Origin of the sequence: Shewanella salipaludis (genome assembly GCF_012911865.1) — a bacterium.
GTDB lineage: Bacteria > Pseudomonadota > Gammaproteobacteria > Enterobacterales > Shewanellaceae > Shewanella > Shewanella salipaludis.
Genome location: NZ_JAAXYH010000003.1, coordinates 270,479 through 283,211, shown reverse-complemented (window position 1 = coordinate 283,211; position 12,733 = coordinate 270,479). Strand labels below are relative to the sequence as shown.

Genomic DNA, 12,733 nt, shown 5'->3' with positions numbered 1-12,733 from the left:
GTTTCATTAAATGTTACATTTTTGTGCCTGGATCGGCGGGCTAACCTGAGCCTTGAAACTGAATCAGGCTCTCAGTGAAAGGGCATTTTCATGTTACTTTATCGCTGCTTAGTCAGGGGCTGTTCATTCACGAGGGAAATACCATGAAACATATAAGCCGGATGTTGATATCCATGGCGCTGTTATTCGGCCCGTATGGGCCTTTGGCTTTGGTCCAGGCGGGGGACGAGCCCTCGGTTGCCAAGGAGCACCCGGCCAAGCGCATCATAGCCCTGTCGCCCCATGGGGTGGAGATGCTCTACGCCATAGGGGCGGGTGACGCCATAGTCGCCACCACAGATCATGCCGATTATCCCGAGGCGGCCAGACAGATCCCCCGCATCGGCGGTTACTACGGCATCCAGATAGAGAAGGTGATAGAGCTCAATCCGGATCTGGTGCTGGTGTGGGACTCGGGCAACAAGGTCGAAGACATAACCCGGCTGCAAGCCCTGGGCTTCAAGCTGTATCACAGTAATCCCAAGACGCTGGAAGCCATAGCCCATGAGCTGCAGGACTTGGGTAAACTGGTGGGCCATGAGGCGGAGGCGAACCGGGTGGCCGGGGATTTTCTGGCCTCTTTGACGCAAATTCGGGCCCGGAACCAGGCCAAGCCCGAGGTATCTGTCTTCTACCAGCTCTGGTCCAGCCCCCTGATGACGGTGGCGAAGAACAGCTGGATCCAGCAGATCATCCAAGTCTGCCACGGGCGGAATGTGTTCTACCAGGCCGCCAGCGACTATCCCCAGGTCAGTTTGGAAAACGTCTTGTTGACCATGCCGCAGGTCATACTCCAGAGCCGGGATGAGGGCAATGTGCATGGCCTGGACTGGTCCAAGTGGCCGGAGATCCCGGCGGTGAAGGGCGGGCATATCTATCAACTCGACGCAGATCTGCTGCATAGGGCCGCGCCCAGGGCCCTGCTGGGGGTGCAGTTGGTGTGTGATGCGCTGGATAAGGCCAGGGGGCCAGAGCCTGTAAATAAAAAGCCTGTAAATAAAAAGCCTGTAAATAAAGAGCCTGTAGGGAATGAACCTGCAGAGAAAGAGCCTGTACAGACGAGGCCAAGTATTTAATAGTCAGAACCTAAGGCCCCATGCAAAGGGCCAGGAATTGGAACGCTGGAATCGTTTTTAAAAGGAATTGCCATGAATACCCTATTGATATCCCTGTTTGTCGCCATGCTATTGCCTTACCTGGCCAAGGGCCCGCTGGCCTGGGCCATGGCTAAAGCCGGGGCCGAAACCGGCGGCTATGATAACGCCTATCCCAGGATCCAGGAGGCGAGCCTGACCGGCTTCGGCGCCCGGGCGTTGGCGGCGCATCAGAACGCCTTCGAATCCCTGCTGATCTTCGGTTTGGCCGTCTTGGCGGTGATCGCCACCAATAAGGTCAACGACACGGCCGCGACCCTGGCGTTGGTGCATGTCGCCGCCCGCCTGGCGTACCACTGCTTGTATTTGCTCAATAAAGGCAGCCTGAGATCCCTGTCCTGGTTCATCGCCACCCTCGCCAGCTTCGGCATCTTCTGGCAGGTGTTTTAAGCTCAATCCCAGCGGGTTAAAACTGAAGTGGCACCCTAAACGGGCACTGGTGTCGCAGTGCTGCAGCCCGCGGCAGCTGATGAGCTGCAGCTATGAAGCCTCCCGTGAGCACCCCGGGTTCAGCTGCGCATTTCGCGAGTACAAGTTTAAGAATGTCGGCAAATAGGCCTTTGCCGAGGCTTATCGGGCGATTTTTCGCCCCTTAACCGAGTAGATGAGCGGGACTTGCCGGCCTTTGAACAGCATTTGATAGCCGTGGCCTTCGATGAACTCCAACTCGGGAAAACAATTGTAAGGACTGTAGGGATATTCCTGAAAGTCTTCTATGACTATTCCCGCCTTTATCAAGGCGCCTATGACTTGGCTCAACGAGTGTGCCCAGGTCACCTGGATCGACGTCTCCCCCGGACAATTCTCCGTATAAGTACCCTCGTCTTCAATGTCTGGGGTGTCGGAGGGGAAGTAGGAGTAACCCGATAACAGATCGTGAACAGCATGAAATTCAACCAGGTTGAATTGTCCGCCGACTTTCAGTGACGCGGCTATGGTCTCGGCCCAAAGATCCAGGTCAGGCAACCAGCACAGGGCCCCGTAAGAGGTGAAGACGATATCAAATTCCGTGCTGTTGGTTTTCCCAAAGCTGTAGATATCCTCATCTATGAAGTGGGCATCGAGGCCAAGTTCCCTGGCCAGGTTTTTGGCTTGCCCTATGGCCTCGGAAGACAAATCGACCCCAGTCACCTTGGCGCCCAACCTGGCCCAAGACAGAGTGTCCTGGCCGAAATGGCATTGCAGGTGAAGCAGACTCTTGCCTTTGACTTCCCCAACCTGCTCCAACTCGATGGCATTCAGTGATGATTTACCTGCGATGAAACCTTTAACATCATAGAATTCCGATTCCAGGTGCACTTTGGTGCACTTGTCCCAGGCGGCTTTGTTTATCGTTACATAGTCCATTGTTTCGTCTTCTTATTATTTAGTCGCTGGACTATTCAGTCCTTTGATTGCTGGCCACAGGAAGCGTCTCTGCATGCCCCGATGTTAATAAGGCTAACTTACTGGTATTTATGTTTTTTCTCAAGAACCTTGTCAACATAGTGATTCCCGCGGACACTTTTACTCTTCCCCGGCCGAACAGCGGACACTTTCCCCGTGTCCGCGGACACTTATTCTCCTTGGCTCATTAAAATAAAATTATATCTATATGAAATATAATGATAATTTAATATTGGCACATTCCCTGCTCTATAGCTTGCCATGGTGCACCCGGGCAGCGGGTGCGGACAGTTTCGATTAGACGATGATAATGCGGGAGAATAAAGGATGATCAAGGATACCAGTGGCCAGGACAAGGTGTTACAACCCGGCTTGAGACGCAGGCTCAAGTTACCACTGCTGGTCGCCACCGCCACCGTGCTTGTCAGTGCCCTGGTGTGGGCCGGCCTGGATGGCGGCGATGTCAGCAAGTCAGTCGATGGCGCCGAGCTGAAAATGGCGACCCTGACCCGCGGCACCCTGGTGCGTGACATAGCCACCACGGGCAAGATAGTGGCCGCCAATGCGCCTATCCTCTACAGCACGGAGGAGGGCACTGTCACCCTGCTGAGTCAGCCGGGTGACATGGTGGCCAAGGGGGACGTGTTGGCCAATATCGCCAGTCCCAAGCTGACCAGCAACCTGAGACAACAACAGGCGGTGCTCGCCGGCCTGCAGGGCAGCCTGGAGCGGGCCAAGCTGGATGCCAGACGGGAGCAGCTACAGGCCAACAAGGCTCTGGACATGGCGCGGGTCGACATGGCGGCGGCGGACAGGGAGAGCCGCCGTGGCGAACAGCTGATCCAGGCCAGCCTGATCAGCAAGATAGATTATGAGAAGGGCAAGGACGAGCTGCATAAGGCCGGGTTGATGTTCAAGCACGCCGAGCAGGAAGCGGCGCTGATGAAAGATACCCTGAGCTTCGAGCTGAAAAACAAGGCGCTCGAGGTTGAGCGTCAGGCGCTGGTGGTGACCGAGCTGCAGCGGCAGGTGGCGGCGCTCGATGTCCAGGCCCCTGTGGATGGCATCATAGGCAACTGGCTGACGGAGCAGAAGGCACGCATCTCGGCCGGTCAGCCCATCTTGACCGTGGTGGATCTCAGTGCCTTCGAGGCCGAACTGGCGGTGCCCGAATCCTATGCCGATGAGCTGGGGCTGGGCATGGATGTGGAGCTGAGTTTCGGCGGCGAGACCCTGATGGGACAGCTGGCGTCCATCTCACCGGAAGTGCGCAACCGCGAGGTGACGGCACGGGTACGTTTCGCCCAGGACTCTGGGCTCAAGCTGCGTCAGAATCAGCGGCTGTCGGCCCGGGTCTTGCTGGAGAACAGGGCAAACGTCTTGATGGTGAGACGCGGCGCCTTCGTCACCAGTGGTGGCGGCGAGTTGGCCTATGTGGTCGAGGGTGATGTCGCCAGCAGGACCCGGATCAAGCTGGGTGCCCGCAGCATGAGCGATGTCGAAGTGCTCGGCGGCGGCCAGGAAGGGGACGTGTGGGTGATTTCCAGCCTGGAGGGCTTCGGTCAGGCGCAGCAGGTGAGGGTACGCTGATGTACAAGTCGGCTGAACAGTACCGGAGCGCCGCGGCATTAGCGGCCAAGGCAGTGCAACATAAGCTACTGACCCTGGTGGTCCTGCTCATGTTGGCGGCCGGAATAGAAGTGGCTCTGTCCGAGTTTAACTCCTGGTTCTTGCTGAGTGTGAACCTGTTGGAATGGACCCAGGGCTCAGCCAGGCCCGATGTTATCTGTGTGAGCCAGTTATTCTCCGAGCTGTTGCGGGAGTTACTGGCCAGTGTGTGGGATTTAATCTGCGGTTTGCTACGCAACGCGCCTAAATAAATTAAAAGGAAAATTACTATGTTATCTATGAGAAATATCAGCAAAGTATTCAAGACGGATCTGGTCGAGACCCACGCACTGCGCGACTTTAATCTCGAGGTCAACGAAGGGGAATTTGTCGCAGTGACAGGCCCCTCTGGGTCGGGCAAGACCACCTTCCTCAACATAGCAGGCATGCTGGAAGGCTTCACCCACGGTGAATACCTGCTCGATGGTGTCGATGTCTCCAACCTGAGCGATAACAAGAGCGCCGCGGTACGCAACGAGAAGATAGGTTTCATCTTCCAGGGCTTCAATCTGATCCCGGATCTGAACCTGGCCGAAAACGTCGAAGTGCCGCTGCGCTATCGCGGCATCAAGGCCGCCGAGCGCAGGCGCAGGGTCGAGCAGGCACTGGAGCAGGTGGGACTGGGCGCCAGGATGAAGCATCTGCCGACCCAGCTGTCCGGTGGCCAGCAACAAAGGGTAGCCATTGCCCGCGCCTTGGCGGGGGAACCCAGATTCCTGCTCGCCGACGAACCTACGGGTAACCTCGACAGCCTGATGGCGCGTCAGGTGATGGAGCTGCTGGAGAAGATCAACCAGGCAGGCACCACCATCGTCATGGTGACCCATGACCCTGAACTGGCCCGCCGCGCCCAGCGCAATATCCAGATTGTCGATGGTCAGGTATGCGATTTCGCCGCTTCCGGCCTGGGTCAGCAGCAGGGACTGCGCCAGGATCAAGAGCTGACCCCCCTTGCCGACCTGGCTGCCGATTTTGCCGCCAAAGCCAAAGCCAGCGCCTGAGGAGATAGCTATGTTCTTATATTATGTGGATCTCGCCTGGCGCAGCATCAGGAAGACGCCTTTCTTGTCACTCCTCATGGTGCTGGCCATCTCCATCGGCATAGGCATCACCATCACCACACTCAATGTCTACAAGATGATGTCCTTCAACCCGGCAGGCGAGCGCAGCACTCAGATCCATTCGGTGCAGCTCTGGAGTCAGGGCCCGGATTCCTGGGACGAATTCGATGTCAACCGCACCTACCAGGATGTGATCAACCTGCGCAGTGCCAATCTCGCTCAGCGCCAAGCGGCGGCCTTTCGCACCGGCATGGCCTTGCAATCGGACGACGAATCGATAGCACCGGTGCTTCAGAGCATACGGGTGACAGACAGCGACTTCTTCGGGATTTTTTCCGTGCCTTTCCTCTATGGCAGCGCCTGGGAGGCAAGTGTCGACACTGAGCCCGCCTACCAAGTGGTGATAGGTGAGAAGCTCAACCGGACCTTCTTCAAGGGAGAAAACAGCGTCGGCCGGACTGTCTATCTCAATCGTAAGCCTTATCAGGTGGTCGGGGTCATCAAGGAATGGAACCCGCAGCCCAAATACTATGATCCCACCAATGGCGCCTTCAATGACGCCGAGGAGATCTTCGTGCCCTTCTCCCTGACACCCATAGAGGAGTTCGAGGTGTGGGGAAATACCAATGGCTGGAAGTTCGAACCTATGCTGACCTACAACGACAGGCTCATTTCAGAGAAAGCCTGGATCCAGTACTGGGTCGAGTTGCAGGGCAAGGAGCAAATCGACGCCTACAGCGACTATCTGGCAGGCTATGTCGAGCAGCAGCAGGCGTTGGGTCGCTTCACAGATCCCAAGCAGCCAAGGGACAAGCAGCGCCTGGTGGACATTGCGGCCTGGCTCGCCCAAAACAATGTGGTGGCCGAAGACAACAAGGTGCTGGTGGGTCTGAGCGTGCTCTTCCTGTCGGTCTGCCTGGTCAACATCCTCGGCCTGCTGCTGACCAAGTTTCTCAAGCGGGCACCCGAGGTCGGGGTGCGCCGGGCCATAGGCGCCAGCCGCGCCCAGATTTTCGCCCAGTACATGGTGGAGGTGGGCAGCATAGGCTTGCTCGGTGGCGTACTGGGGCTGTTGTGGGCGGTAGGTGCGTTGCAGATCTTGTCGGCGCGCTTCGATATCGCCGATGGCCTGACCCGGCTGGATCTCAGCATGTGGCTCATCACGCCCATGATCGCCATCAGCACCGCCGTCATTGCCGGCCTCTATCCCGCCTGGGTGGTGTGCCGCACCAAGCCAAGCGTTTACCTGAAAAGCCAATAAGGGACTGACCATGTTGCATATCAAACCTATCTTGAGCAGCCTGCTGCGCAGCAAAAGCGGTCCGCTGTTGCTGCTCATTCAAATCATATTGTCTGTGGCCATAGTGGCCAACGCCAGCTTCATCATACATGAGCGCCTGGCGCTCATGTCGCGGGACTCGGGCATCGCCGAGGAGGAGATCTTAAGCTTCAATGTGTACAACTTCGATCCCAGCATGGATATGGCGCAGCAGAACAAACAGGATCAGCAAATATTGCGTGCCCTGCCCGGGGTCATCAGTGCCAGCTCCACCAACATGCTGCCGCTCAGTGGCGGTGGCTGGATGGACAGGTTGGTCGATGGTCCCGACGTGGAGACGGCCAAGAGTACGCCGGGATTTGCTTTTTACCTGGGCAACGAGCAGATGGTCGACACCCTGGGGGTCAAAATAGTCGAGGGGCGTAACTTCTTTGCCGAGGAGATCCGCTCCAGCCCGGCAGAAAGCGGCATCTTGGCCCTGGTATCCAAGCCTTTGGCCCAGGCCTTCTGGGGTGAGGAGTCGCCTGTGGGCAAGATCATGTACCAGGGCACAGATCAACAGGTGGAGATCATAGGTGTCATAGAGCAGCTGCAGGGGGCCTGGGTCGATCACCGCAACTTCGAATACAGCGTCATAGCGAATGTAGATTGGGGCGGGCAGGGCGCCAACAGCAGCTACATGGTGCGGGCCGGTGCGGCGGCACTCCCGGGTTTGAAAGACAGCATCATCGCGGCGCTGCACAGGGAGAACCCCAATCGTGTGATAGACAACTTCAAGACTATCGCCGAGCACAGGGCAAGCTCTTACCGGGATCATGAGCTGATGGTGACAATACTGTCCATGATGGTGGTCCTGCTGCTGCTCATCACCTCCCTGGGGCTCGCCGGCATGGTGATGTTCAACATAGAGCGGCGCACCAAGCAGATAGGCACCCGCCGCGCCTTGGGCGCCAGGAAACGCGACATCATGAGTTATTTCCTGGTGGAGAATTACCTCATCTGCCTCGCCGGCGGCATCCTTGGGGCCCTGCTGGCGGTGCTGCTGGGCCAGCAGCTGATGAAGTTCTACAGCCTGCCCAAGCTGGAGCTCATCTATCCGCTGTTGACCCTGGCGGGACTCTTGTTGGTGACCACTATGGCGGTATTTTTCCCCGCCAGGAAGGCCGCCGATATCTCACCTGCGCTCGCCACCCGCAGCGTCTGACCCGGCACTCGAGCAGGATAGGATTAGAAATCTGTCCTGCTTTAGGTTAAGTTGTTATTAAATTGGCTATTTTCATATAAGAATCAGAACTCAAAACTATGGATACCCTACTCGTCGTCGATGATAATCCGGCCATTTGCAGTGCGCTGGCACTCATGCTGGAACTCCACGGTTATCGGACCTTGTGTTGCAATACGCCGGAAGCCGCCTTGGCATTGTTGTCACAACAGGACATCTCGCTGGTGATCCAGGACATGAACTTCACCCGAGACACCACTTCGGGGGAGGAGGGCAAGAGCCTCTTCTATGCCCTGCGTGAGGCGCAACCCGATATCCCCATCATACTGATGACGGCCTGGACCCAGTTGGAAACCGCGGTGGAGCTGGTCAAGGCCGGCGCCGCCGATTACATGGGTAAACCCTGGGATGATGCCAAGCTGCTCAACAGCATCAATAACTTGGTTTCCCTGTATAAGCTGTCCAGCGCCAACAACCGCCTGGAGCGGGTCGAGACCCAGAGAATGGCGGCGATAGTGGGTGCGGATCTCTGCGGTCTGGTGTTTGCCAGCGGCGCCATGCAGCGCTGTGTCGATCTGGCGCTGCAGCTGGCAAAATCCGATGTGTCTGTGTTGATCACCGGCCCCAACGGCGCCGGCAAGGATAAGTTGGCCGACATAATACACGCCAACTCGTCACTCAAGGACAAGCCCTTCATCAAGGTCAATGTCGGCGCGCTGCCGATGGAGTTGCTCGAGGCCGAGCTGTTCGGCGCCGAGGCGGGGGCCTTCACGGGGGCCACCAAGGCGCGCCTGGGACGCTTCGAAGCCGCCGACGGCGGCACCCTGTTCCTGGACGAGATAGGCAACCTGCCGCTGTCCGGTCAGGTCAAGTTGCTGCGGGTGTTGCAGACCGGCGAGTTCGAGCGTCTGGGCAGCCACCAGACCCGTAAGGTCAAGGTACGGGTGCTCAGCGCCACCAATGCGGACCTGGCGGACGACATAGCCAAGGGCCGCTTTCGGGAGGATCTCTTCTATCGCCTCAATGTGATCGAACTGGCCCTGGTACCGCTCAATCAACGCAAGGACGATATTCTGCCCTTGGTGCAGCACTTCATCGGCCCCAAATTCACTCTGGATAAGCAGGCCAAGCAGGCCCTGCTGGCCCATCCCTGGCCGGGGAACGTGCGTGAACTGGAAAATGCCTGCAAGCGCGCCGTGTTGCTGGCACAGGCCAGGCTGTTAACCGCCGCCGACTTTGGTCTGGCACTCGCCAGTGATGCGCCGGCAGCCGCCAATGCCCCAGTCCAGGCGGCTGCTGGCTCTGCGGCCGCAATTCAGCCCGTCTCGACATCGGCGCATCCGCCCGAGGACATCAGCAAGCACGCCATAGAGCTGGCCTTGGCCGAGCATAAAGGGGTGATCGCCAGGGTGGCCAAGTCACTTGGACTCAGTCGCCAGGCCTTGTACCGGCGGATGGAAAAGTTCGGCATAGGGAGCTGAGGCTGAGCCAGAGCCAGAGCCAGAGCATTAAGCCCATGTATTAAGGAAGTATCTGTGTCACTGAGAACAAAGTTAATCGCTTTTTCCATGTTAGCCTGCATCCTGGGGTTCGGGCTCGCCTATGGGGTGCAGTTGTGGCTGGGGACGGACTTTTTCTGGCTGGCCGGCCTGCTCTCCCTGACGCTGGCCTGGGGCTGTGGCCTGATGCTGACCCGCAACCTGGCCAGGAGTCTGGCGGCGCTGGAGATAGGCCTGCTGAATTTCAAAGACAATGATTTCAGTGTCAGTATTCCCGTCAGCGGCGATCCCCAGCTGCGGGCGCTGGCGCGGCTGTTCAACGAGGCGGCCGATAAACTCAGGAAGGAGCGTCAATACATATATCAGCGGGAGTTGTTGCTGGACAAGGTGATCCAGAGCTCCCCCAACGTGATGCTGTTGCTGGACGATCGCCAGCGGGTGCTCTATGCCAACGATGCCGCCCGGCATCTGTTTTACCAGGGCCAGAGGGTCGATGGTTTGATGCTGGATGAACTGCTGAGCGGGATGCCTGTCGAGCTGGTGGCCGCGGTGGCTCAGGGCAAGGACGGCCTGTTCGTGATGGGAGAGGATGAACCCGAGACCTGGCACCTGAGCCGCGGGCGCTTCCTGCTCAATAATCAGCGGCACCAGCTTATCCTGCTCAAGCAGCTTACCCGGGAGTTGCACCGCCAGGAGGTGGCCGTGTGGAAGAAGGTCATCCGCATCATCAGCCATGAGCTGAACAACTCCGTGGCGCCCATCGCCTCCATGGTCAATTCCGGCAAGCTGCTGACCCAAGATCTGGACGAGCCCAAACTCAGGCTGATCTTCGACACCATAGCCGACAGAACCCATCACCTGAGTCAGTTCATCTCAGATTATGCCAAGTTTGCCAGATTGCCGCTGCCCAAGCTGGAAGCCATCAATTGGTCCAAGCTCACGGGCCAGCTGGCGCAGCATTATCCCTTCAGCCTGGCGGCGCCCCTGCCCGAGGCGCCCGGGTTATGCGATCCTATTCAACTGGAGCAAGTGTTGCTCAACCTGCTCAAGAATGCCCATGAGTCCGGCTCGGCGCCGGAGGACATCAGCATGAGCATAGTCAGTGGCGAGCAGGGTGGCAGCAAGGGGGTGAGTATCCATGTCGATGACAGGGGGCCTGGGATGTCGGCCGAAGTGTTGGAGCAGGCGCTGCTGCCTTTCTATTCGACCAAGCAGGCCGGCACAGGTCTGGGGCTGGCGCTATGCCGGGAGATCATCGAAGCCCACGAAGGCCGCATCGGCCTGAGCAACCGTCAGGGCGGTGGCCTGAGCGTCAGTTGCTGGTTGCCTATGACCTGACGTCAGACTTAAACCGCCATGACTTGACGTCAGGCCTAAAGTGCCATGGCCCGCCAAAACAGTGCGAAGCTGGCCTGCCTGTGGCTCTCATCCTTGCCCAGTTGGGGGTTATCCAGGAAGAAGCGGCTGGCGGCCAGGTACTGGCCCTGGCAGTTTTCCAGCATCAGCGCCAGGGGATAGTCGGCGATGAGTCCCTGGCGTTGCCCCTGACCGATAAGCTGGCCTATGAAGCCGAGTATGAGGTTCATCGCCTGTGCGCGCACCGGCGCGGCGATGGCGGGTGACATGGCATACTGCTGAAAGAAGGCTTGCTTCTGCGGGTGTTGCAACCCCCAGTCTATGGCGCTCTGCCATAACAGGTTGGCGGCTCGTTGCAGACTCATGCCCTGACTCTCCTCGGTCTGCGGTATCCCACTCGGTCCTGTGCCGCTGCGATAGCCGGCCAGGATGGCGTCGGCAAATTCCTGTTTTATCTCCAGAAACAGGCATTCCAGCAGGGCATCCTTGCTGGGAAAATGGTGAAACAGGGTGCCGGTGGCGACACCGGCATTCCTGGCTATCGAAGCCGTCGAGCTGGCATGAAACCCCTGCTCGACGAAGAGACTGAGGGCACTGTCCAGAATCGCCTGGCGCTTGTCTGTCTGTGGCTTGCTTGTCGCCATCATCGCAGGAAGACCTTCAGCAGCAGCCTTTGGATCCAGCCGCCATAGGGCGGATGCACCAGCTTGCCCGTGTTCAACCTGCCACGACTGAGCACTGTCTTGGCGTGGCTGAAGGTCATGAAGCCTTCCCTGCCATGATAGTGGCCCATGCCGGAAGGGCCTATGCCGCCGAAGGGGGCATCGTCGGCCGCCACATGGAATACCGTCTCATTGATGCAGACGCCGCCGGAATGCGTCTGCTCCAGCACCTTTTGCTGGGTGTGGGCGTCGAAACTCATCAGGTATAGGGCCAGGGGGCGGGGATGGCCATTGACATAGGCCAGCGCCTCGTCGAGGGAATCATAGGCCAGGATGGGCAGCAGCGGACCGAAGATCTCCTCCTGCATCAAATGCATATCCTCAGTCACTCCGGTGATCAGCCGAGTCGCCAGCTTGCGTTGCTCCATGTCTATGTCTTCGTCTGTGGCGGGGATGATGTCGGCGCCCTTGGCCTCGGCATCCTCGAGCAGGGCCAGCAGGCGCTCGAACTGTCGCTGGTTGATGATGCAGCCATAGTCAGGGTTGTTGGTCACCTTGCCATAGAGGTCGGCGAACCTGGCCTTATAGGCCTGCACCAGGGCCTCTACGCTCTCCCTGGGGCAGAGCACATAGTCGGGGGCGATACAGATCTGCCCGGCATTGAGGCACTTGCCATAAATGAGGCGCGTGGCCGCTTCGGCCAGCGGCATGTCGGGCGCTATGAGCACCGGCGACTTGCCGCCTAACTCCAGGGTCACTGGGGTCAGATTGGCGGCGGCGGCGCGCATCACCTGGCGACCGACAGTGGTGGAGCCGGTGAACAGCAGATGATCGAAGGGCAGGGCCGAGAAGACGGCGGCGACCTCGGCCTCGCCTTCGATGACGGCCACCACAGACTCATCGAATACCTGGGCCAGCATGGCCTTGAGCACCTTGTTGGTGGCCGGGGTGAACTCGGACAGTTTCAGCATGGCCCTGTTACCGGCGGCCAGCGCCGTGGTCAACGGGCCTATGGAGAGCATCACGGGAAAGTTCCACGGCACTATGATGCCGACGACGCCAAGGGGCTGGTAGTGAACCTTCACCCTGGCAGGTGCCAGCAGTATGCCGGCATGCCTGGTCGAGGGCTGCATCCAGCGCTTGAGGTGCTTCAGGGTGTAGTTGAGATTGTTGATGCAGGGCAGAATATCCGCGATCAGGCTGTCATCGGCCGATCTCTGGCCATAATCCTGACTCAGGGCCTCGATCAGCTGCTGTCGATGTCCTAGCAGCGCGGTCTTGAGGCGTTCGAGCCGCGAGCGCCGCTGCTCATAGCCTGGGGCCGGCTCGGCGTTGAAGCCGGCGCGCTGGTTGCGTAATACCTCTTCCAAAGACAGCTCCCTTATTCCCTCTGCGACCATATTCATG

11 protein-coding genes and 1 pseudogene are annotated in these 12,733 nt (G+C 58.5%); 9 read left to right on the top strand and 3 right to left on the bottom strand.

Going from position 1 to position 12,733, the window contains the following annotated elements:
- Positions 1–173 precede the first annotated feature (173 nt).
- Positions 174–1,004 (top strand): annotated as a pseudogene (locus HC757_RS06965) (cobalamin-binding protein); the annotation flags it as partial.
- A gap of 183 nt (positions 1,005–1,187) precedes the next feature.
- Positions 1,188–1,583, top strand: coding sequence for an MAPEG family protein (locus HC757_RS06960; protein ID WP_169563576.1), 396 nt, complete (start codon positions 1,188–1,190; stop codon positions 1,581–1,583).
- A gap of 180 nt (positions 1,584–1,763) precedes the next feature.
- Here HC757_RS06960 and HC757_RS06955 read toward each other — a convergent pair whose 3' ends face one another.
- Positions 1,764–2,540 carry a class I SAM-dependent methyltransferase gene (locus HC757_RS06955; RefSeq protein WP_169563575.1) on the bottom strand — a complete coding sequence of 259 codons (777 nt, stop codon included), beginning with the start codon at positions 2,538–2,540 and terminating at the stop codon, positions 1,764–1,766.
- 366 nt (positions 2,541–2,906) lie between these two features.
- Here HC757_RS06955 and HC757_RS06950 point away from each other — a divergent pair, with 366 nt between their 5' ends.
- The 7 genes from HC757_RS06950 (at position 2,907) to HC757_RS06920 (ending at position 10,646) form a co-directional block, all read left to right on the top strand.
- Positions 2,907–4,169: an efflux RND transporter periplasmic adaptor subunit gene (locus tag HC757_RS06950; RefSeq protein ID WP_169563574.1), complete on the top strand. Its 1,263-nt coding sequence runs from the start codon at positions 2,907–2,909 to the stop codon at positions 4,167–4,169.
- Positions 4,169–4,459: a hypothetical protein gene (locus HC757_RS06945; protein ID WP_169563573.1), complete on the top strand. Its 291-nt coding sequence runs from the start codon at positions 4,169–4,171 to the stop codon at positions 4,457–4,459. The genes HC757_RS06950 and HC757_RS06945 overlap by 1 nt, the downstream gene beginning before the upstream one ends.
- 18 nt (positions 4,460–4,477) lie before the next feature.
- Positions 4,478–5,248: an ABC transporter ATP-binding protein gene (locus tag HC757_RS06940; RefSeq protein ID WP_169563572.1), complete on the top strand. Its 771-nt coding sequence runs from the start codon at positions 4,478–4,480 to the stop codon at positions 5,246–5,248.
- 10 nt (positions 5,249–5,258) lie between these two features.
- The gene (locus tag HC757_RS06935; protein WP_169563571.1) at positions 5,259–6,569 is read left to right on the top strand and encodes an ABC transporter permease; all 1,311 of its coding nucleotides are present in this window, start codon (positions 5,259–5,261) and stop codon (positions 6,567–6,569) included.
- A 10-nt stretch (positions 6,570–6,579) separates the two neighbouring features.
- Positions 6,580–7,791 (top strand): FtsX-like permease family protein, encoded by a 1,212-nt coding sequence (locus tag HC757_RS06930; protein WP_169563570.1) that lies wholly within the window; start codon positions 6,580–6,582, stop codon positions 7,789–7,791.
- Positions 7,792–7,889: 98 nt separating this feature from the next.
- Positions 7,890–9,290 (top strand): sigma-54-dependent transcriptional regulator, encoded by a 1,401-nt coding sequence (locus HC757_RS06925; protein WP_169563569.1) that lies wholly within the window; start codon positions 7,890–7,892, stop codon positions 9,288–9,290.
- A gap of 87 nt (positions 9,291–9,377) precedes the next feature.
- Positions 9,378–10,646, top strand: coding sequence for a sensor histidine kinase (locus tag HC757_RS06920; RefSeq protein WP_169563658.1), 1,269 nt, complete (start codon positions 9,378–9,380; stop codon positions 10,644–10,646).
- A gap of 35 nt (positions 10,647–10,681) precedes the next feature.
- On the opposite strand, the gene HC757_RS06915 is transcribed toward HC757_RS06920, so the two are convergent.
- Positions 10,682–11,311 carry a TetR/AcrR family transcriptional regulator gene (locus HC757_RS06915; RefSeq protein WP_169563568.1) on the bottom strand — a complete coding sequence of 210 codons (630 nt, stop codon included), beginning with the start codon at positions 11,309–11,311 and terminating at the stop codon, positions 10,682–10,684.
- The gene (locus tag HC757_RS06910; protein WP_169563567.1) at positions 11,308–12,732 is read right to left on the bottom strand and encodes a coniferyl aldehyde dehydrogenase; all 1,425 of its coding nucleotides are present in this window, start codon (positions 12,730–12,732) and stop codon (positions 11,308–11,310) included. Before HC757_RS06910 ends, HC757_RS06915 begins: the two co-directional genes overlap by 4 nt.
- Between the last annotated feature and the right edge of the window lies 1 nt (position 12,733).